We start from the raw sequence: 20,176 nt of genomic DNA, 5'->3' as shown, positions 1-20,176 counted from the left end.
TCAGCTCATCGGGACGAGCGAGAGCTTGCTCGGATCGAACCGGATGTAGACGGGCGTGCCCGGCTCGATCGAGATCTCCGGACCGCTGCGGACGTTGATCTCGTGCTGCCCGACCGAGACGATGTGGTCCATCGCCTCACCCAGGAAGGCGCGCGTCGTGACCACTCCCGACCAGACGTTGCGGGCGTCGGTGGGGCGCTCGACACTGATCTGGACGCTCTCCGGCCGGATCGAGGCGAGGGCGGCGGAGCCGACCGTGACGTCGGCGTCGGCGGTGAGGGTCAGGACACCGTTGGCGGTCTCGACCGCGAAGTCCTGGCCGGAGCGGGCCCTCACGGTGCCGTCGAGGAAGTTGGCGGTGCCGATGAACTCCGCGACGAACTTCGTCAGCGGGCGCTGGTAGATCTCCCGCGGCGTCCCGAGCTGGGCGACCTGGCCGGCCTGCATCACGGCCACCTTCGAGGAGAGCGCGAGGGCCTCCGTCTGGTCGTGCGTGACGTAGATCGAGGTGATGCCAAGCTCGCGCTGGAGGCGCTTGAGCTCGTAGCGCAGCGACTCGCGCAGCTTGGCGTCCAGGTTGGAGAGCGGTTCGTCGAGAAGCAGGAGCGGCGGCTCGATGACGATCGCGCGGGCCAGCGCGAGACGCTGCTGCTGGCCGCCGGAGAGCTTGGTGGCGTGACGGTCGGCGTACGCCGCCAGCTCCATCGTCTCGAGGACCTTGGTGACCCGGCGCTTGACCTCGGCCTCACCGACGCGCCTGCCGCGAGGCGCCACCCGCAGCGGGAAGGCGACGTTGTCGAAGACGCTCATGTGCGGCCAGATGGCGTAGGACTGGAAGACCATGCCCAGCCCGCGCTTGTTGACGGCGACGTTGACGGCGCCTTTCTTCTTGCCCGCCTGCCGGGAGAAGAGCGCGCGGCCGTCGAGGGCGATCGAGCCGCTGTCGGGCGTCTCCAAGCCGGCGATCGAGCGCAGCGTGGTCGTCTTGCCGCAGCCCGACGGGCCGAGCAGCGTGAACATCTCACCCTCCTCGACGGTGAAGCTGACGTCGTTGACGGCGAACACCTGCGCGACGTCGTTCACCGTGCGCCTGCCGCGACCGAGGGCGCGCTGACCGTCGGTCTCGAAGGTCTTGCGCAGACGCGAAACTTCCAACATGGGGTCCCTCCGGGCGTGAGATTCAGCGGCCGAAACGGTCGGCGGGCCTGATGGACTAACCATCAGCCATATGAGGTGTATCACGGCAAAAAGCAGTCCGAACACCCTTGCCGAGCGAGATCAGGCCTGCATTCCGCATAGGGGAATGGCGGGAATCGCGTGGTTCACATCACACCTACCCGGTGATAGAAACCACATCAGGGTTAACTGGTTAGACCGTTGGTCCAAGCAGACGCCGCGTCTTGTGGCCCGACCCTTCTCCCGAGACGGAAAGTGGTTTCGATGCGCCTTCATCACCTCCGGACCGCGGCCGCCGCATTGGCCGCGGTCTCACTCCTCGCCGCCTGCGGCGGCAACGACAGCTCCGCGAAGGAGGCCGGCGCCAGCAGCAAGGCCCTGAACTACACCGGTTCCGACCGCGACGCCTATCTCGCCGGCTGTGCCAAGAAGGAGGGGTCCCTGACCTGGTACACCTCGCTGGCCGGCGACGTGATCGACGACATGATCGCCAAGTTCAACGAGGCTTACCCGGACGTTCGGGTGGACACCTACCGCGGCGACGAGTCCGACATCACCTCCCGCGTCGTCGAGGAGACCAAGGCCGGCCGGTTGCAGGGCGACATCATGGAGCTCTCCTCCGACGCTTACCGCGAGCTGGCCGCGACCGGCGTGATGGCCGAGTTCAGCACTCCGATCAGCTCGAAGTACTCGGATCGGTTCACACTCAAGGACGACAACGGCGGCATCCTCGGGATCGGCGACCGTGCCTCCTACGTCTCCTTCGCCTACAACAAGGACAAGATCCCGGCGAAGGACGTCCCCAAGACCTGGGACGACCTGCTCAACCCGGCCCTCAAGGGCAAGATCGCGCTGACCGACTCCACGACGGGTGTCCGGCTGCTCGGCAACATCTTGACCAACATGGGCGACGAGAAGGGCCGCGCCTTCATCGAGAAGCTCGCCGCGCAGAAGATCCGGATCGAGTCGGTCTCCGGCTCGGCATTGGCCGGGATGGTCGCCTCCGGCGAGGCGGACTCCTCCCCGGGCGTCTTCCGTAACCATGTGGCCCAGCTGACCGAGGACGGCAACCCGATCGAGTGGGTCCCGCTGGAGCCCGTCACGGCCAACGTCGGCTACGCCGGCATCTTCAAGAAGAGCGAGCACCCCTGCGCCGCGATGCTGTTCACCGACACGCTGCTCGGCGACGCCGGCACCGAGATCTTCGACAGCCTCCAATACCCGCGCCCCGACGAGGACCTCGGCTTCACCTCGTGGGTCCCGGACGAGACGTTCAAGACCCCTGAGCAGTACCAGAAGGCCTTCACGACCTGGCAGGACCTCTTCGAGTCCTCGTTCCGCTGACCGACCTCCATGTGGTGGGGTCGCGCGCCCCGAGGCCCCACCACATCGAATGAAGGAGTCTCTCCGTGAGTGTCACCACCCCCGCAACCCGTGGCCCGGGCCTGCTGCACGCGCTCTCCGCGTTCCGGATGCCGCGGTTCGGCAAGCGCGCCACCTTCCTCACCGTGGCGGTGGTGGCGGGCATCCTGGTGCTGCCGCCGCTCGCGTTGATGGTGTGGACGAGCTTCACCCCGGGCGGAACGATCGACGAGTCGGGCTCGTTCGGATTCAGCGCCTACGGAGACCTCTTCGCCTCGGAGAACTTCCGCAAGATCGCGGGCGACACAGCGATCTTCACGGTATGTGCCAGCCTGCTCGCGCTCGTGCTCGGAGGCGCCATGGCCTTCTTCGTCGCGCGCACCAACATGAAGGGGAAGGGCTTCGTCTACGGCTGCGTGTTCTTGAACTTCGCCATCCCCGGCATGATCGAGGCGACAGGCTGGATCATCCTGCTGGGCAAGGGCGCCGGTGTGATGCGGCCGCCGATCGAGGCGGTCCTCGGATGGGCCCCGGTCGCCCAGAGCATGCTCGGCCTGGTGGTCATCCAGGCGCTTTCGTGGGCGCCGATGGTCTTCCTGCTGCTGGTCGGACCGTTCCGGGCGATGGACGCCAGCCTCGAGGAGAGCGCGCTGACCTCGGGGGCCAGCCGTTTCACCGTGCTGCGCAAGATCTCCGCGCCGATGATGGCGCCCAGCATCCTCGCGGTCCTGATCCTGGTCGTGGTGCGTGCCGTCCAGGCCTTCGAGATGCCCCTGTTCCTCGGCAGCTCCGCCGGCATCCGCACCTTCACCACCGAGATCTACTCGAGCCTGCGCAAGAGCTTCATCCCGGACTACGCGACCGCGTCGGCCTTCGGCACGATGCTCGTGGTCCTTCTCTCCTTCGGCCTCTACCTCTACCACCGGGCGACCCGGCTGAGCTCGAAGTTCACCACGGTCTCCGGCAAGGCGTTCCGCGCCCGCGAGATCGATCTCGGCCCCTGGAGATACCTCGCCGGCGTCTTCGCCGCGGGCGCCTTCGTGCTGACCCTCGCGCCGGTGCTGGCGATGATCCTGACGTCGTTCTGGCCGCGGCTGGGTCGCGGCGACGGGCTCGGCGACTTCACCTGGCACAACTATTCGGAGGTCGCCGGCTACCGCAACATCTGGACCGGCATCAAGAACAGTGTGCTCGTCGGCGCCGGCGCGGCCACCGTGGCGACGCTGCTGTGCCTGGTCGCCACCTTCATCATCGTCCGCTCGAAGGTGAAGGGCCGACAGAGCCTCGACCACCTGCTCTCGGTGCCGATCGTCATCCCCGGGACCGTGCTGGGCCTGGCCTTCCTGATCCTCTACCTTCGGGTGCCGCTGCCGATCTACGGCTCACTGTGGCTGATCATGCTCGCCTTCATCGCCCACTACTCGCCGTATGCCATGCGCTACGTGCAACCGGCCCTGGTGCAGATCAGCCCCGACATCGACGATGCAAGCCGCGTCGCCGGCGCGGGGGAGGTCACCGTCTTCCGCAAGATCCTGCTGCCACTGGTCATGCCTGCGGTGATCGGCTCCTGGCTGTACGTGTTCTTCCATGCCGTCCGCGACGTCTCGATCGCCTCGATGCTCTACACGGCGGCGACGCCGGTGGTGGCCACCCAGCTGCTGGACATGTGGAAGGACGGGACCGCCGGTGCGCTGGCGGCCTACGGCTCGATGCTGTCGGTGGCAAGCATCGCGATGGGGGGCCTGGCGTTCTGGCTGGCCAAGAGGCTGGGGTTCTCCCTCTAGCCCGCTCGTCCGGAGAGCCGGCTGAGGGAGCGGGGTCAGACCCGCGCGGGAAGGAACGACTTCAGCTGCACCTCGAGGTCGGCCGCGGCGCCGCGCGGCACCGACCCGCCCTTCTCGAGGATCTTCCGCACGGCCATGTAGTCGCGCGGCGTGTTGACCGAGTCGATCGCGATGAGCTGGTCGGCGGCGTAGTAGAGCGCGGAGAACTGCTCACTGTCCGGCTCGCCGCGCACGACGACGTCGTCGTACCCCACGCTCAGGCCCGCAATCTGCAGCTTGATCTCACCCTGGTCGGACCAGAACCACGGGACCGCGCTCAGCGGGTCGTCGATCCCGGCGAGGGTGGCGGCGGCGGCGCGCCCCTGCGCGATCGCGTTGGCGACGGACTCGATGCGCAGCAGGCCTTCGTGCGAACGCAGCACCGTACAGTCGCCGGCCGCCACGACCCCGGGGCGGCTGGTACGGGCGTGGGCGTCGATGACGATGCCGCCGGACGACACCTCGAGGCCGAGCTGCTCGGCCAGGCCGGTGTGCGCGACCAGGCCGATGCCGACGAGCACGATGTCGGCGGGGAGGCTGGTGCCGTCGGAGAGGTCGACGGAGGCGACCGTGCTGGTGCCGGTGAGCCCGACGACGCCGGTGTCGAGCAGGACTCGTACGCCGCGTCGCTCGTGTGCCTCCCGATAGAACTGCGAGACCACCGGGGCAACGGCGCGGGCCATCAGCCGGTCGAGAGCCTCGACGACGACGACGTCCTTGCCGAGACTGTTGGCGACGGCAGCGGCCTCGAGGCCGACGAAGCCGCCGCCCACGACGACGACGCGCTCCGCAGCATCGAGGCTGGCCCGCAGGGCCGTGGCGTCGGCAAGGTCCCGCAGGTAGAACACGTTGCCCAGATCGGCGCCGGGGACGGGGAGGCGCCGAGGCGTTCCTCCGACGGTGAGGGCGAGTCGGTCGAAGTCGAAGGTGCGTCCGGAGGCGCTGGTCGCACAGCCGCCGGTCGCGTCGAGGTCGATCCGGTCGATCCACTCGCCGGTGACGACCGCGATGTCCTGATCCGCGTAGTAGTCGGCGGAGCGGAGCAGGAGCGAGTCGGCGTCCACCTGACCGGAGAGGAAGGCCTTGGACAGCGGCGGCCGCTGATACGGCAGATGCTCCTCCGCGCCGACGAGGGTGATCGGGCAGGTCGCCCCGAACTCCCGCAGGGAGCCGGCCAGCTGCGCGCCAGCCTGGCTGGCCCCGACGATCAGGACTCCGGCATCAGTCATCTCGTACCCCTCTTGATGGTAGGACCATTAAACCATAGGACCGAACGGTCGCCAATTTAGTACGCCACGCGTACTATCGGACCATGGCATCCCGTGCTCCTGAGCAGGTCGACGCACTGCGGCTGGCCGTCATCCGACTGGAGCGCAAGCTGCGCAAGAGCGCCGGGTCGGGGGAGGTCACGCCGTCGCAGTACTCGGCGCTGTTCGCCTTGGACCGACATGGCCCCTTCCGGCTCAGCGAGCTGGGCCGGCGAGAGCAGATCGGCAAGTCCACCGTCACTCGGCTCGTCGCCGGCCTGGAGGCCCGTGGTCTGGTCTCCCGCGCCGTGGACGACGTCGACGCCCGCAGCAGCATCGTCGCCATCACCGATGCCGGCCGGGCCCTGCTGATCCACCTCGCGGAACGCTCCAACGACTACCTGCGTGACCGAGTGGATGAGCTCGACGCGGCCGACCAGGACCGCCTCTTCGACGCCGTCGAAGCCTTGGCCAAGCTCGGCGCCCCACGATGAGCAGCTACCTCACGGCGACGTTCCGGTCGCTGCGCCACCGCGCCTACCGGCTCTACTTCACCGGTCAGATCGTCTCAACCGTCGGCACGTGGGCCCAGAAGGTCGCTCAGGCCTGGCTGATCCTCGAGCTCACCGGGTCCGGCACGCTGCTCGGTGTCACGGTGGGTCTGCAGCAGGCGCCGACGCTCTTCCTGACGCCCTGGGCCGGGATCATCGCCGACCGCATCGACCGCCGCCTGATGCTGCTCTGGACCAACTGGGCGGCTGCCGTCCCGGCGGCAGGGATGGGCGTCCTGGTGCTGGTCGATCGGGCGACCGTCCCTGCGATCATGCTGCTCGCCGTCCTCATCGGCGTCGTCGAGGCCTTCGACAAGCCGGTCCGACACACGTTCGCCGCCGACATCGTGCCGGACGAGGACGTCACCAACGCGGTGGCGCTGAACGCGACCATGTTCAACGCCGGGAAGGTGCTCGGGCCGGCAGCGGCCGGCATCGCGATCGGGTCGGTGGGAGTGGCGGCGACGTTCCTCTTCAACGTCTTCTCGTTCCTCATCATGGTCGTGGCGCTGATTCGGATCCGCGGCGACGAGATCCGACCGCGCGACCTCCGCCCGAAGGAGCGCGGCGCGCTCCGAACCGGAGTCGCCTACGCGCGTCGCACGCCGGTGATCGCGACGGCACTGGTGCTCATGACCGTCACCGGCCTGGTCGCCTACGAGTGGAACACCGCGGTGCCGTTGTTGGCCCGGGAGTTCTCCGCTAAACCGGAGATGATCGGGTACTTCTTCGCGGCGATGGGTGCGGGCGCGATCGTCGGCAGCCTGTCGCTGGCCGGGATCCTGGTGGCGGCGCCACGCACCTTCCTGGCGAGTGGGACCGTGTTCGCCGTCGTCCTGGGCGTGGTCTCGCTGGCCCCCACGACCTGGATGGCCCTGATGGGCATGTTCGTCCTGGGGGCGGTCGCCACGACCTTCCGCGCGCTGGCCACCTCGCTCGTGCAGATGGAGTCCGACCCGGCGGTGCGCGGACGCATGGTCTCCTTGCTGATCATGGCGATCAACGGGACCTCGCCGATCAGCGGGCCGCTCATCGGATGGATGTCGGAGACGTACGGCGCCCGGGTCGCCATCGGCGTCGGGGCCGGCGTCTCGCTGGTCGCGGCGGGGGCCTGCTGGCGCTACCTGGCACGGGCCGCGCCCTCCCGCATGGCGGGCTTCCGGAGCAGCGCCCCCAGGCGGACTTATGTCTGACTGTGGCCGAAGACACGTCCTTCGAGGGCGTATGTGGGCGGGCTCACCCGGCATCTGGGATGAGGCCCTGTTTTCCCTTGGTTCAATGGACTGACACCAAAGGAGATTGCGCAAAGATGCCTTCGAACGACCAGTTCCTGTACGCCGCCGACAACGCCGGACCGCTGCTCACCTTCGACGGGGCGTACCGCCTGCGCCGCCACCGCGACCTCCAGTTCGGTCGCGGCATCCTCCGCGCGGTCCGCGGCATCAGCCGCCGGATGCCGCGCGCGCGCATCGCCGCGACCAGCCGCTGATCGACCCTCCGCGCGGGTCGGGTCCGGTCAGGAGCTGAAGCCGCTCCACACCGCCTGCGAGCCCGCGTCGCCCGCGCGCACGAGCACGACGGTGGCGACGACGGCGACCGCGATCGAGACGACGCCCGCGGGGATCCGCACGGCGAGCGAGAGCGGCGCGCGACGACCCAGCACCCACTGCGCGATCGCCACGACGGCGAGCGCGATGGCCCACGGCAGCACCTGCTTCGCGAGGTCCTCGTGCCGCTCGATGAGCGGGTTGCTGCCGCCGAGGGAGTCGGCGAGGTTCTCGCCCGCCGAGACGGCCAGCGGGACGAAGGCCAGGGCAGCCAGGCACAGCAGCGGCGTCACGATGCCGAGCCGCTCGCGGGCGGCCGGCCACACGACATGGAGCACGACGGCCAGCGCACCCAGCGGCAGCAGGACGACGACGGCGTGCACTAGCAGGGGGTGGGCCGGGAGGCCGTTGATCGTGCTCACAACTGCTGGAACGTAGTGCAATGCGATCCGGTTCACATGAACCTTCCGCCATGCTGTTCCGTGTCAGGGAGGTGACCATGGCCGAGCCGGAGGCGATCCAGCAGCTGCACCGCACCCATGCGGCAGCGCTGTGGGGCTACGTCATGCGGCTCACCGGCGACCGGGCCCAGGCCGAGGACATCGTCCAGGAGACGCTGCTGCGCGCCTGGCGCCACGACGTCTCCGACGACGCCCGGGGCTCGGCGCGCGCCTGGCTGTTCACCGTGGCGCGCAACCTGGTCGTCGACGACGCGCGCAGCGCCCGCCACCGCCACGAGGCGCCGACCGACGACCTCCCGGAGCGTCCCGACCCGGACCGGATCGAGCGGCTCTTCGACTCCCTCGTCGTCACCGATGCGCTGCGCTCGATCGGCGACGACCATCGGGACGTGGTCGTGAAGGCCTACTTCGGCCGGCTCACCACAGCGGAGATCGCCGCGGAGCTCGGCATACCGACGGGCACCGTCAAGTCACGACTGCACTACGGGCTGCACGCACTGCGGCTCGCGCTCGAGGAGAGGGGGGTGACCCGATGATGACCGACCACGACATGTACGCCGACTGGGACGCCGCCTACGTGCTCGGCACCCTGACCCCGAGCGAGCGGGAGGAGTACGAGCGGCACCTCGCCGTCTGCGGAGACTGCCGCATGGCGCTGACCGACCTGCTGCCCCTGCCCGGTCTGCTCGGTCGCGTCGACGAGGCCGACCGCGCCGAGCTGCTGGCGGGCTCGACGCCCGACGCGCCACCACCCGACCTCGAGCGCCGCCTGCTCGCGGCCGCGCGCGCCGAGGCGCCGACGCCCATCGCCTGGTGGCGCCGGACGCGCACCCGCGTCGCGGTCGGCCTGGCCGCCGCTGCAGCCGTCGTGCTCGCGATCGTCGTGCCGATCGCCCTGCGCGATGCTCCTCACTCGCAGCCGACCGCCAGCGTCACGCTGAGCCAGACCGTTCCGAGCGCGCTCTCGGCGTCCGTCGAGCTGACCCGCACCGACTGGGGCACCCGCATCGACATGGTCTGCGGCTACGCAGACCTGGAGGAAGGGTCCTACGAGCGGCGTGCCTACGGGCTCTTCGTCGTCGACGCCGCCGGCAAGGCGCACGAGGTGTCGACCTGGTGGGCGGGGCCGGGCGAGGAGGCGCACACCACCGGCTCGATCGACCTCAACGTCGATCAGCTGCGCACGGTCGAGGTGCGGGCCGCCGACGGTAGGACGGTCCTGCTCGCCGCCGACGTCTGAGCCCGGTGGAGCCCGCTGGGCGCCCGCCGCCGACTCGCGGGCGCGTGGCTAGGCTGGCTGACGGCTCAGCCTCTGGCTCTCGAGGAGACACATGAAGATCGGTTACAAGGCGTCAGCGGAGCAGTTCGGCCCGCGTGACCTGGTGGAGTACTCCGTCCTCGCCGAGGAGGTCGGCCTGGACAGCGTCTGGGTCAGCGACCACTTCCAGCCCTGGCGCCACGTCGACGGTCACGCGCCCTACTCGCTGGCCTGGATGGCCGCCGTCGGCGAGCGCACCGATCGGATCACGCTCGGGACGAGCGTGCTCACCCCGACGTACCGCAACTCCCCGGCGATGATGGCGCAGGCCTTCGGCACCCTGGGCTCGCTCTACCCCGGCCGGGTCGTGCTCGGCGTGGGCACCGGCGAGGCGCTCAACGAGATGGCCGTGCAGGGCGAGTTCGCCTGGCCGGAGTTCAAGGAGCGCTACGCGCGGCTGCGCGAGGCGGTGCGGCTGATCCGGCTGCTCTGGGCCGAGGAGCGGGTCACCTTCGAGGGCGACTACTACAAGACCCTGAACGCCACCGTCTACGACCGCCCCGAGGGTGGCGTGCCGATCTACGTCGCGGCCGGCGGCCCGACGGTCGCGAAGTACGCCGGACGTGGCGGCGACGGCTTCATCTGCACGTCGGGCAAGGGGATGGCCCTCTACACCGAGCAGCTGCTCCCCGCGGTCGCCGCGGGCGAGGAGGCGGCGGGCAAGCCGGTCGGTGCGGCCGAGCGGATGATCGAGGTCAAGCTCTCCTACGCCCACACCCGCGAGGAGGCGCTGGAGAACACCCGCTTCTGGGCGCCGCTCTCGCTCACCGCCGAGCAGAAGCACGGCACCGACGACCCCGCCGAGATGGCCAGGCTGGCCGACGAGCTCCCGATCGAGCAGGTCGCCAAGCGGTGGATCGTCGCGACCTCGCCGGAGGAGGTCGTGGAGGCCGTGAAGAGCTATGTCGACGTCGGCTTCGACCACCTCGTCTTCCACCCGCCGGGCCACGACCAGACCGGGTTCATGAGGACGTTCGCCGACGAGGTGTTGCCGGGTCTGCGCGAGCTGGGTGCATGACCGACCGGGTCGGCTACGAGCTGCGGGACGGCGCCGCCCGGATCACCCTCGTCGACGGCGACCGGGGCAACACCCTGACGCTCGAGTCCGGCGACGCACTCCTGGCCGCCGTACGCCGGGCGCGGACCGAGTCGGCGCGCGTGATCGTCCTGCGGGCGACCGGGCGGTTCTTCTCGGCCGGCGGCGACATCGGCACGTTCGCCGATCTGCCCGACGTCACCAGCGGGATCGACGACCTGGCCGAGGTCCTGCACCGGATCGTCAGCGAGCTGATCCGCGGTGACGCCGTCGTGGTGTCGGCCGTGCACGGCGTCGCAGCCGGAGCCGGCTTCCCGCTGGCCGCTGCTGCCGACGTCGTGCTCGCCGCCGAGTCGGCGAGGTTCACCCTCGGCTACACCAAGCTCGGGTTCTCCGTCGACGGCGGCTCGTCGCTGCTCGTCCACACGCTGGGGCTGCACCGCGCGCTGCGGCTGGCGCTGCTCAACGACGTGCTCACCGCCGCCGAGGCACACGCCGCCGGCTTGGTCGCCCGGGTCGTCCCCGACGCCGAGCTGGCGGCGGTCACCGAGCACGTCGTCGCCGGGCTGCTCGCCGGCCCCGCCGCCGCCCAGGCCGACGTGAAGCGGCTGTTCCGCGAGGTCGCCGAGCCGGCACCGGAGTCGGCGCTGCGTCGCGAGACCCTCGCGATCCGCCGCAACGCCGCCGCCCCCGACGGTCGCGAGGGGGTCAGCGCCTTCCTGGAGAAGCGGCCCCCGCGGTTCAACTCCGGCTTGTGAGTGCCAGCGTGACCCCTGGGTCACGCTGACGCTCACAAGGCGACTTCTGGGGGTCAGCGGCGCCAGTACTGGACAACGGCCAGCACGCGACGGTTGCTGGCCGGGTCGTCGTCGAGCCCCAGTTTGCGGAAGATCGAGCTGATCGCCGGCTCGACGGTCTTGATGCTGAGGTGCAGGCGTTCCGAGATCGCCTGGTTCGAGAGACCGCGTGCCATCAGGTCGAGGACCTCGTTCTCCCGAGGCGTCAGCGCGTCGAGTCGCCCGGCCGCCCGCTCCAGCTCGACGACGTGCGCGAGGCTCAGCCGGTCGAGCATCCACCCGACCGCCAACGGCAGCGCGCCGACCGCCAGCAGCCCGGGCGTCGGCGTCCCGCCGATGGCCAGTCCGGCGAACAGCACGGTGACGATGCCCGCCACCAGCACGACCAGCCACAACAGCTGTTGACGCACCGCAGAGTCCGACGCCCGCCACCGGGCGGCAAGACCGACGAGCCAGGCGACCTGCAGGAGGGCGTAGAGCGGGTGGGCGAGCTTGTCCCACACAGTCGCGGCGGCGTCGTACCCCTGCAGAGTGAAGGGGAACGGCGTCACGATGGCATCGGTGGCGTACTCGACCGGCCACAGCGCGGACAGCGTGGCGCTGATGATCGCCGCGGTCGCCGCGGTGATCCCCACGATGCGCCAGCGGTGTGACAGGAAGCGCCCTTCCGGGAAGCAGAGCACCAGCAACGTCGTCTGCGCGATCACCAGCGCGGTCGGCCACACGCCCAGCCAGCCCCACCACGCGGCGGCGCGGCCGTCGCCGTCGAGGCCGACCTGACGGCCGGCGTACACGACGGCGCTGACAAGTGCGATCGCCAGGAACTGCCGGGCCTCGCGCTGACCGGGTCGGCGCGAGAGGAGCAGTGCGCCGGTGAGCGCCGATGTGACGGCCAGGGCGGCGTTGTGGAGGTTGGACAGCCACAGCCCGCGGCTCGCGCCCAGGGCGACGAGCGTCGACACCGCGGACACGGCGCCGAGGGCGGCGAGGTCGTCGCCGAGTCGCCGGCCGGAGGGGGTCACTCGCGCATCGTGGCACTCGGCGCGGCGGCCGTGCCGCGAACCGGTGCAGGGTTTTCCCTGAATCTCGGTCGCAGGGTCAGCCCCGCCGTGCGCCGCCCGGCAGAACGCGACGGTCGACGCATGACTGTTCAGCAATCACGCGTCGCGTTCGCCCTGCTCGCCGTGGGCGGCGTGGCCTTCAACATCGGTGGCAGCACCCATCCCTCCGACGACGGCACCGGCAGCAAGACGGACCAGCTGCACGAGATGCTGGTGCACCACGCCTGGTACTCCTCCCATGCGCTGCTGCTGGTCGGGTTCATCGGCTTCGCCGCCGGTGCCTGGGCGCTGCGCGGGCGCGGAGGGCCCGCCGTGCAGCGGCTGACAGCCGCCGTTTCGGTGGTGGCTGTCGTCAGCGTCGCCGGCATGGTCGTGCACACCCTCGAGCCGCTCGGCGCCTCCACCCTCGCGGACGGTCAGCCGAACCTGCTGTCGGTCGTCGCGACGCTCAACGAGACCGGCGTCGACGCGGTTTGGGGCTTCGCCTTCGCGGCCCTGGCGACGGTCGGCGGACTCACCCGCTCGATCGGCAACCCGGTCACCGCCGTCCTGGGACTGGTCGGCGGAGCCGCCTTCGCGCTCGCGTCGGGGACGATCCCGTTCACCGACAGCTTCGACGCACTCTTCCCGGTCAGCGGCCTGCTGGGCGTCTGGGCGATCGTGATCGGGGTCTGGCAGCTGGTAGCGGGCCGGGCTGTCGTCCCGGCCGCCTGAGCGCGTTGTGAGTGTGAGAGTGACCTCTGGGTCACTCCCACTCTCACAACGCGACTACTTGTTGGCCTTGCGGGCCCGGCTCGCGATCTTGCCGCGGTCGTTGGCGTCCAGGACGACCTTGCGGATGCGGACCATCTCGGGGGTCACCTCGACGCACTCGTCGTCGCGACAGAACTCCAGGCACTGCTCGAGCGAGAGCTTCTTCGGCGGGATGAGCTTCTCGAAGTTGTCCGACGTCGCCGAGCGGATGTTGGTCTGCTGCTTCTCGCGGGTGATGTTGACGTCCATGTCGTCGGCGCGGGAGTTCTCGCCGACGATCATGCCCTCGTAGACCTCGGTGCCCGGCTCGACGAAGAGCGTGCCGCGCTCCTGGATCGACGTCATCGCGTACGCCGTCGCCGCGCCGACGCGGTCGGCCACGAGCGAGCCGTTGTTGCGCGCGCGGATCTCGCCGGCCCACGGCATGTAGCCGTCGGAGATCGAGGACGACATGCCGGTGCCGCGGGTCAGCGTGAGGAAGTCGGTCCGGAAGCCGATGAGGCCACGGGCCGGTACGACGAAGTCCATCCGCACCCAGCCGGTGCCGTGGTTCGTCATGTTCTCCATGCGGCCCTTGCGGCTGGCCATCAGCTCGGTGATCGAGCCCAGGAACTCCTCGGGGGCGTCGACCGTGAGCCGCTCGACCGGCTCGTGCACCTTGCCGTTGACCTCGCGGGTGACCACCTGCGGCTTGCCGACGGTCAGCTCGTAGCCCTCGCGGCGCATCTGCTCCACGAGGATCGCCAGCGCCAGCTCGCCACGGCCCTGGACCTCCCACGCGTCGGGGCGGTCGGTCGGCAGCACGCGCAGCGAGACGTTGCCGACCAGCTCGGTGTCGAGGCGGTCCTTGACCATGCGGGCGGTGACCTTGGAGCCCTTCACCTTGCCGACGAGCGGCGAGGTGTTGGTGCCGATGGTCATCGAGATCGCGGGCTCGTCGACGGTGATGAGCGGCAGCGCGACAGGGTTCTCCGCGTCGGCGATGGTCTCGCCGATCATGATGTCGGGGATGCCCGCGATGGCGACGATGTCGCCGGGGCCGGCGTACTCGCCCGGGACCCGGTCGAGCCCCTCGGTGATGAGGAGCTCGGTGATCTTGACGTTCTTGACCGTGCCGTCGGCCTTCATCCACGCGACCTGCTGGCCCTTGCGCAGCTCACCCTCGTGGATGCGCAGCAGCGCCAGCCGGCCGAGGAACGGGGAGGCGTCGAGGTTGGTGACGTGGGCCTGCAGCGGCGCGCCCTCGGTGTAGGTCGGCGCCGGGATGGTCTCGAGGATCGTCTTGAAGAGCGGCTCGAGGTTGTCGCCCTGCGGCAGCGTGCCGTTCTCCGGCTTCTCCAGCGAGGCGATGCCGGCCTTGCCGGAGGCGTAGACGACGGGGAAGTCGAGCGCGTCGTGGGCGTGGCTGTCGTCGAGCAGGTCCATGAAGAGCTCGTAGGTCTCGTCGACGACCTCGTCGATCCGCGCGTCGCCGCGGTCGACCTTGTTGACGACGAGCACGACCGGCAGGCCGGCGTTGAGCGCCTTGCGGAGCACGAAGCGGGTCTGCGGGAGCGGGCCCTCGGACGCGTCGACGAGCAGCACGATGCCGTCGACCATCGACAGGCCGCGCTCGACCTCGCCACCGAAGTCGGCGTGGCCGGGGGTGTCGATGATGTTGATCGTCATGCCCTCGGGCGCGCTCGGCCCGTTGTAGTGGATGGCGGTGTTCTTCGCGAGGATGGTGATGCCCTTCTCGCGCTCGAGGTCACCGGAGTCCATGACCCGGTCGGCCACGGACTCGGCCTGGTGCGCGCTGAACGCGCCGCCCTGCCGCAGCATCGCGTCGACGAGCGTCGTCTTGCCGTGGTCGACGTGCGCCACGATCGCGACGTTGCGCAGGTTGGACTGCTTGGTCTCGGACATGCGGATGCCACTCGTCTCTGCTCGGGGGATTGCCTCCCCAGACTATCGGCGGGGGTACGGCCGCCCCGCATCCTCAGCCGCTCGGCCGACCGCCACGCCGCCGTAGGGTGGCGCCATGGCGAAGATCGCGACGAACACGAAGGCGTCCCGCGAGGAGCTGCTCGACTTCCTGCGACCGCGGCACAGCTGGATGCTGGCGACCACCCGCAAGGACGGTCGCCCGCAGCTCTCACCCGTCACCGGCGGTGTCTCGGCCCAGGGTCAGTTGGTCATCTCGACCTACCCCGACCGGGCGAAGGCGGTGAACCTCCGCCGCAACCCGGCCGCGTCGGTCCTGGTGGTCAGCGACGGCTTCGCCGACCCGTGGGTCCAGGTCGACGGGACCGCCGAGGTCCTCGACATGCCGGAGGCCGAGGACGCCCTCGTCGATTACTTCCGCTGCATCTCGAGTGAGCACCCGGACTGGGACGACTACCGCGCCGCGATGCGCAAGCAGGACAAGTCGCTGATCCGGATCACGATCGAGCGCTGGGGCCCGATCGCGACCGGTGGCTTCCCTCCGGACCGAGCGCCTTCGCCGGTCGACTAGCGAGCGCGGAGCCCTCGCTGGTCGAGTAGCGCCGGAACCTTCGCTGGTCGAGTAGCGCCGGAACCTTCGCTGGTCGAGTAGCGCCGGAACCTTCGCTGGTCGAGTAGCGCCGGAACCTTCGCTGGTCGAGTAGCGCCGGAACCTTCGCTGGTCGAGTAGCGCCGGAACCTTCGCTGGTCGAGTAGCGCCGGAACCTTCGCTGGTCGAGTAGCGAGCGCCAGCGAGCGTATCGAGACCATTTGTCGGTGGTCCGAGCAATGCTTGACCCATGACCACTCGGGACCGCCACCACTGCCAGTTCATCCCTCCCTACCTCATCGAGCGGCTGCAGCCACCGCCGCTGGTGGAGCGCGACCGGCAGCTGCGTTCCGCCCGGGCCGCCGGCCCGCGGACCGCGCCGCAGGGAGCGGTCGGCGGCGCCGCCTGGGTGGTGCACACCTGCTCCAACACCGCTGCGCTCCCCGGCGACGTGGTGCGCTCGGCGGGCGACCCCGAGTCGGGCGACGCGGCCGTCGACGAGGCGGCGTCCGGGATCGAGGCCACGCTCGCGCTGTGGTCGGAGGTCTTCGGCCGCAGCTCCTTCGACGGTCAGGGCGCGAGCGTGAGCGTGAGCGTGCACTACGAGCAGGGCTACGACAACGCCTTCTGGGACGGGACGCAGCTCGTCTTCGGGGACGGTGACGGGGAGATCTTCGGGCGGTTCACCAAGCCCGTCGACGTGCTCGGCCACGAGTTCGCCCACGCGGTGACGGAGAGGACTGCGGGGCTGACCTACCAGGGCCAGTCCGGGGCCCTCAACGAGTCGGTGTCGGACGTGTTCGGCAGCTGCCTCAAGCAGCGCCTGCTCGGCCAGCGCGCCGACGAGGCCGACTGGCTGATCGGTGAGGGGATCTTCCTGCCCGGCGTGCAGGCCCGAGCACTGCGCGACATGGCACACCCGGGGACGGCCTACGACGACCCGCGACTGGGCAAGGACCCGCAGGTCGGCCACATGGACGACTACGTGGACACGGCCGACGACAACGGTGGCGTGCACACCAACTCGGGCATCCCCAACCGCGCCTTCCAGCTCGCGGCGACCGGGATCGGCGGCACGTCGTGGGACGGCGCCGGCCGGATCTGGTACGCCGCTCTGACCGGCGGACACGTCGGCGCCGACGCCGACTTCGCGGCCTTCGCAGCTGCCACGGTCGCCGCTGCCGGTGACCACGCCGAGGTCGTCAGCGGCGCCTGGAAGGAGGTCGGGGTCGACGGGTCGACCTCGTCAGGCGCCGGCCCGGCTCCGGGTGCGAGCAGCACCACCGTGGCGGTCAAGCGCTCGGGTGGCTTCGCCGGGTTGACCAAGGAGGGAGTGGTGGACCTCGACGGCGACGACGAGCGGGCCGGCGAGCTGCGGGACCTCGTGGTCCGCGTCGACGTCGCCAGCCTTTCCGGTGGGACGGCGGGTGCGGACCGGTTCGTCTACGACTTCGATCTGTGCGGCGCGCAGTGCCGCGTTCCGGAGCAGCACCTCACCCCTGACCTGCACCGGATCGCCCAGCTCGTCCTCCGCTGACCCCGAGTCGTCAGAAGCTCTGCCGACCCCGGCGTCAGGCGAGCGCCCGGTCCAGCGCCGCCTCGACGTGCACCGTGATCACGTCGAGCACCGGAACCTCGACGTCCTCAGGCCGGACGAGCAGCGACAGCTCCGAGGAGCCGAGCAGCACGGCGCTCACGCCGCTGTCCCACAGCTCGTCGACGATCGTGAGCAGCCGCTTGCGCGAGCTCGGGTTGATCTTCCGGAAGACCAGCTCGTCGTAGACGATCGAGTCGAGCGTCTCCATGTGGAGCGGGTCGGGCAGGTTCACGTCGAGTCCGTGGTCGGCGATCCGCTCGGCGAAGAAGGTGTTCTCCATCGTGTACTTCGTGCCCACGAAGCCGACCGTCGTGACGCCCATGTCCTTGCACTTGTCGGCGAGGATGTCCGCAAGGTGCAGGACGGGCACGTCGACCGCCGCGGCGACCTGGTCGTAGACCAGGTGGAAGGTCGTCGTGCCGAGCAGGATGAAGTCCGCGCCGGCAGCGGCCACGCCGCGGGCCGCCTCGCTCAGGATGGTCGCGACCGCGTCCCAGTCGCCCTTCTCCTGCAGCTCGGTGAGCTCGGCCAGGTCGACCGAGACCATCGCGATCTTGGCGGAGTGCAGACCGCCGAGCCGCTGCTGAACTCCCTTGTTGAGACCCTCGTAGTAGGCGGCGCTGCTCTCCCAGCTCATCCCGCCGACGAGTCCGATCGTCTGCATGTGCGGCAGTCTGGCACCGCTGTCGGCGTGCCGAGGAATCCTCGCGACCCCTTCCAGGGAGGTCTCGACCCGCCCGCCGGATCAGTCCGTGACCCGGTGGACCTTGTGCTGCGCTGCCTGCGCCCGCGGCCTGATCACGAGCTCGTCGATGTTGACGTGCGCCGGCCGGGTGACCATCCACGTGACCGCGTCGGCGATGTCCTCGGCCACCAGCGGCTCCGCGACTCCCCGGTAGACCGCCGCCGCCTTCTCCGCGTCGCCGTCGAAGCGGACGAGCGCGAACTCGTCGGTCCTCACCATGCCCGGCGCGATCTCCATGACGCGGACCGGCTGGTCGAACAGCTCCAACCGGAGGGTCTCGGTGACCACCTTGGTGCCGTGCTTCGCCGCGGTGTACCCCGCGCCGCCCTCGTAGGCGACGCGGCCGGCCGTCGACCCGACGTTGACGATGGCACCGGCCCCGCTGGCGACGAGGGCGGGCAGCAGCGCCCGGGTCACCTGCATCAGCCCGATCACGTTGACCTCGTACATCCGCCGCCAGTCCTCGGTCGCCGCCTCGGAGACGGGCGAGGAGCCGAAGGCGCCACCCGCGTTGTTGACGAGCACGTCGAGCGTCGGCCCCACAGCCTCGGCCAGCGCGGCGACCGACTCCTCCGAGGTCACGTCGGTCGCGACCGCCGTACCGCCGATCTCGGCCGCCAGCTCCTCGATCCGGTCGTGGCGCCGCGCGGCCAGGAACACGTGGTAGCCGGCCCCGGCCAACCGCCGAGCCGTGGCCGCCCCGATGCCGCTGCTCGCGCCTGTCACCACCGCTGTCGTCATGACGGCATTCTTCACCCGGCCCCGGTATCTCCCTCGACGGGCCCCCGCTCCTCTCTGCCAGTGCGGGCCTGACACGGCCCGCGGACAGGAGCAGGACATGCGCATCATCACTCGACTCACAGCACTCGTGGCGGCGCTCGCGCTCGCCGTCCCTGCGACGTCGTGCAGCATCGCCCACGCCGACACGGTCGGTACCGCACCGACGCGGGTCCTCGCCGGCGCCTCGACCGGCCTCAGCTTCCCGACCGGCGTCACCCGTGGCCCGGGCGGCGAGTGGTACGTCGTCAACAACGCCACCAGCACCGTCACCGTCTATGCCGCCGACGCCAACGGCAACGCGGCGCCGATCCGCACGCTCGGCGGAGCGTCGACGGGCATCTCGACTCCCTACGACGCCGATGTCGACGCCAACGGCTACCTCTACGTCGCCAACTACGGCACCAGCTCGATCACTGTCTTCGCCCCGGGTGCGAACGGCAACGTCGCACCGGTCAAGACGATCCAGGGCGCCTCGACCGGCCTGTCGCGCCCGCTCGGCATCGCCGTCCTGGCCGACGGCAGCGTCGCGGTGGCGAACTACTCCGGCAACTCCATCGAGAGGTTCGGCCCGACCGCCAGCGGGAACGTGGCGCCCACCGTCGTCCTGGCCGGAGCGGCCACGGGACTCAGCAGCCCGGCCGGTCTGGCGTTCGCGCCTGGCGGTCGGCTCTACGTCGTCAACGCGGGTGCCGCGGACGTCACCGTCTACGAGCAGCTCGTCAACGGCAACGCCGCACCCGTGCGGACGATCGGTGGCCTCGCGTCCAGCCTCGGCCAGTCCTACGCCCTCACCGTGGACAGTGCTGAGAACGTCTACGTCTCCTCCTACTCCGGGGCGAAGCTCGTCGTCTTCGATGCCGGCGCGAACGGGAACGCCACGCCGCGTCGGGTGCTGACCGCCGGCAGCAGCCAGCTGGGTGGCCCCTGGGGAGTGTGGGTCGGCGCCGACCGGAGCGTGACGGTGGCCAACTTCACCGGCAACGCGATCAACACCTACGCCCCGCTCGTCCCGCTCCCGGTGGTGACGGCACCGTCGTCGGTGCGCTCCCTGGCCGTCGCCGGCCGCGCCCGCGCCAAGAAGCGGACGATCGCCTGGGCCGCTCCGGCCAGCACCGGCGGCGCGCCCGTCCTCCGCTACGACGTGGTCGTGAAGAAGGGCGCCAAGGTCGTGCGGACGGCGCACCTGGCGTCGTCGCGCCGGTCCTACGTCCTGCGGACGAAGCGCCTGGGGAAGGGCCGTTACAAGGCGCTTGTGCGAGCGGTGAACACCAAGGGCGCCGGCGCCTACGCGGTCAAGGGCTTCCGGGTCCGCAAGTAGCAGCGCACCAGAACGCCGGGCCGGTCGAGCCTCGTCGACCGGCCCGGCGTACGCCTGCGCCCGGGTGGCGCGCGCAGGGATCGGGAATGCAG

At 70.2% G+C, this 20,176-nt stretch carries 20 protein-coding genes; 13 read left to right on the top strand and 7 right to left on the bottom strand.

Features of this window, described 5'->3' with window-relative positions:
* Complete coding sequence (locus tag BM236_RS03085) at positions 1 to 1,158, bottom strand: ABC transporter ATP-binding protein (protein WP_091120115.1); 1,158 nt, start codon at positions 1,156 to 1,158, stop codon at positions 1 to 3.
* A 282-nt stretch (positions 1,159 to 1,440) separates the two neighbouring features.
* On the opposite strand from BM236_RS03085, the gene BM236_RS03080 reads away from it, so the two are divergent.
* Positions 1,441 to 2,520 carry an ABC transporter substrate-binding protein gene (locus BM236_RS03080; protein ID WP_091120113.1) on the top strand — a complete coding sequence of 360 codons (1,080 nt, stop codon included), beginning with the start codon at positions 1,441 to 1,443 and terminating at the stop codon, positions 2,518 to 2,520.
* A gap of 65 nt (positions 2,521 to 2,585) precedes the next feature.
* Positions 2,586 to 4,322 carry an ABC transporter permease gene (locus tag BM236_RS03075; RefSeq protein WP_091120111.1) on the top strand — a complete coding sequence of 579 codons (1,737 nt, stop codon included), beginning with the start codon at positions 2,586 to 2,588 and terminating at the stop codon, positions 4,320 to 4,322.
* A 35-nt stretch (positions 4,323 to 4,357) separates the two neighbouring features.
* Here BM236_RS03075 and BM236_RS03070 read toward each other — a convergent pair whose 3' ends face one another.
* Complete coding sequence (locus tag BM236_RS03070; RefSeq protein ID WP_091120108.1) at positions 4,358 to 5,590, bottom strand: NAD(P)/FAD-dependent oxidoreductase; 1,233 nt, start codon at positions 5,588 to 5,590, stop codon at positions 4,358 to 4,360.
* An 83-nt stretch (positions 5,591 to 5,673) separates the two neighbouring features.
* Between BM236_RS03070 and BM236_RS03065 the strand changes: the two genes are divergently transcribed.
* From BM236_RS03065 to BM236_RS03055, 3 genes are all read left to right on the top strand, one after another.
* Positions 5,674 to 6,102 carry a MarR family winged helix-turn-helix transcriptional regulator gene (locus BM236_RS03065; RefSeq protein ID WP_091120106.1) on the top strand — a complete coding sequence of 143 codons (429 nt, stop codon included), beginning with the start codon at positions 5,674 to 5,676 and terminating at the stop codon, positions 6,100 to 6,102.
* Positions 6,099 to 7,352: an MFS transporter gene (locus BM236_RS03060; RefSeq protein ID WP_091120104.1), complete on the top strand. Its 1,254-nt coding sequence runs from the start codon at positions 6,099 to 6,101 to the stop codon at positions 7,350 to 7,352. Before BM236_RS03065 ends, BM236_RS03060 begins: the two co-directional genes overlap by 4 nt.
* 116 nt (positions 7,353 to 7,468) lie before the next feature.
* A complete protein-coding gene (locus BM236_RS03055) occupies positions 7,469 to 7,648 on the top strand; it encodes a hypothetical protein (protein ID WP_091120102.1) in 180 nt (59 codons plus the stop codon).
* A 27-nt stretch (positions 7,649 to 7,675) separates the two neighbouring features.
* On the opposite strand, the gene BM236_RS03050 is transcribed toward BM236_RS03055, so the two are convergent.
* On the bottom strand, positions 7,676 to 8,128 hold the full coding sequence (locus BM236_RS03050; protein ID WP_091120100.1) for a DUF2231 domain-containing protein: 453 nt from the start codon (positions 8,126 to 8,128) through the stop codon (positions 7,676 to 7,678).
* Positions 8,129 to 8,178: 50 nt separating this feature from the next.
* Between BM236_RS03050 and BM236_RS03045 the strand changes: the two genes are divergently transcribed.
* From BM236_RS03045 to BM236_RS03030, 4 genes are all read left to right on the top strand, one after another.
* Complete coding sequence (locus tag BM236_RS03045; protein WP_245750106.1) at positions 8,179 to 8,703, top strand: sigma-70 family RNA polymerase sigma factor; 525 nt, start codon at positions 8,179 to 8,181, stop codon at positions 8,701 to 8,703.
* Complete coding sequence (locus tag BM236_RS03040) at positions 8,700 to 9,407, top strand: zf-HC2 domain-containing protein (protein WP_091120098.1); 708 nt, start codon at positions 8,700 to 8,702, stop codon at positions 9,405 to 9,407. The genes BM236_RS03045 and BM236_RS03040 overlap by 4 nt, the downstream gene beginning before the upstream one ends.
* Positions 9,408 to 9,498: 91 nt before the next feature.
* Positions 9,499 to 10,503 carry a glucose-6-phosphate dehydrogenase (coenzyme-F420) gene (fgd, locus tag BM236_RS03035; protein WP_091120096.1) on the top strand — a complete coding sequence of 335 codons (1,005 nt, stop codon included), beginning with the start codon at positions 9,499 to 9,501 and terminating at the stop codon, positions 10,501 to 10,503.
* A complete protein-coding gene (locus BM236_RS03030) occupies positions 10,500 to 11,279 on the top strand; it encodes an enoyl-CoA hydratase/isomerase family protein (protein WP_091120094.1) in 780 nt (259 codons plus the stop codon). The genes fgd and BM236_RS03030 overlap by 4 nt, the downstream gene beginning before the upstream one ends.
* 53 nt (positions 11,280 to 11,332) lie before the next feature.
* Here BM236_RS03030 and BM236_RS19310 read toward each other — a convergent pair whose 3' ends face one another.
* Complete coding sequence (locus BM236_RS19310) at positions 11,333 to 12,340, bottom strand: helix-turn-helix transcriptional regulator (RefSeq protein WP_245750105.1); 1,008 nt, start codon at positions 12,338 to 12,340, stop codon at positions 11,333 to 11,335.
* A 120-nt stretch (positions 12,341 to 12,460) separates the two neighbouring features.
* Here BM236_RS19310 and BM236_RS03020 point away from each other — a divergent pair, with 120 nt between their 5' ends.
* Complete coding sequence (locus BM236_RS03020; protein WP_091120092.1) at positions 12,461 to 13,093, top strand: hypothetical protein; 633 nt, start codon at positions 12,461 to 12,463, stop codon at positions 13,091 to 13,093.
* 54 nt (positions 13,094 to 13,147) lie between these two features.
* Here the strand turns inward: BM236_RS03020 and typA are convergent, their stop codons facing one another.
* Positions 13,148 to 15,037, bottom strand: coding sequence for a translational GTPase TypA (typA, locus tag BM236_RS03015; RefSeq protein WP_091120089.1), 1,890 nt, complete (start codon positions 15,035 to 15,037; stop codon positions 13,148 to 13,150).
* 115 nt (positions 15,038 to 15,152) lie between these two features.
* Here typA and BM236_RS03010 point away from each other — a divergent pair, with 115 nt between their 5' ends.
* Positions 15,153 to 15,626 (top strand): PPOX class F420-dependent oxidoreductase, encoded by a 474-nt coding sequence (locus BM236_RS03010; protein ID WP_091120087.1) that lies wholly within the window; start codon positions 15,153 to 15,155, stop codon positions 15,624 to 15,626.
* 268 nt (positions 15,627 to 15,894) lie between these two features.
* Positions 15,895 to 17,181 carry a protealysin inhibitor emfourin gene (locus tag BM236_RS03005; protein ID WP_091120085.1) on the top strand — a complete coding sequence of 429 codons (1,287 nt, stop codon included), beginning with the start codon at positions 15,895 to 15,897 and terminating at the stop codon, positions 17,179 to 17,181.
* A gap of 34 nt (positions 17,182 to 17,215) precedes the next feature.
* On the opposite strand, the gene BM236_RS03000 is transcribed toward BM236_RS03005, so the two are convergent.
* Both BM236_RS03000 and BM236_RS02995 read right to left on the bottom strand, forming a co-directional pair.
* Complete coding sequence (locus BM236_RS03000) at positions 17,216 to 17,905, bottom strand: aspartate/glutamate racemase family protein (protein WP_091120082.1); 690 nt, start codon at positions 17,903 to 17,905, stop codon at positions 17,216 to 17,218.
* Positions 17,906 to 17,986: 81 nt separating this feature from the next.
* The gene (locus BM236_RS02995; protein WP_091120762.1) at positions 17,987 to 18,727 is read right to left on the bottom strand and encodes an SDR family NAD(P)-dependent oxidoreductase; all 741 of its coding nucleotides are present in this window, start codon (positions 18,725 to 18,727) and stop codon (positions 17,987 to 17,989) included.
* Between the two features lie 97 nt (positions 18,728 to 18,824).
* On the opposite strand from BM236_RS02995, the gene BM236_RS02990 reads away from it, so the two are divergent.
* A complete protein-coding gene (locus tag BM236_RS02990) occupies positions 18,825 to 20,084 on the top strand; it encodes an NHL repeat-containing protein (RefSeq protein ID WP_091120080.1) in 1,260 nt (419 codons plus the stop codon).
* Positions 20,085 to 20,176: the final 92 nt, after the last annotated feature.

Source organism: Nocardioides terrae, assembly GCF_900112345.1.
GTDB lineage: Bacteria > Actinomycetota > Actinomycetes > Propionibacteriales > Nocardioidaceae > Nocardioides > Nocardioides terrae.
This window is presented reverse-complemented; position numbering and strand designations above follow the sequence as displayed.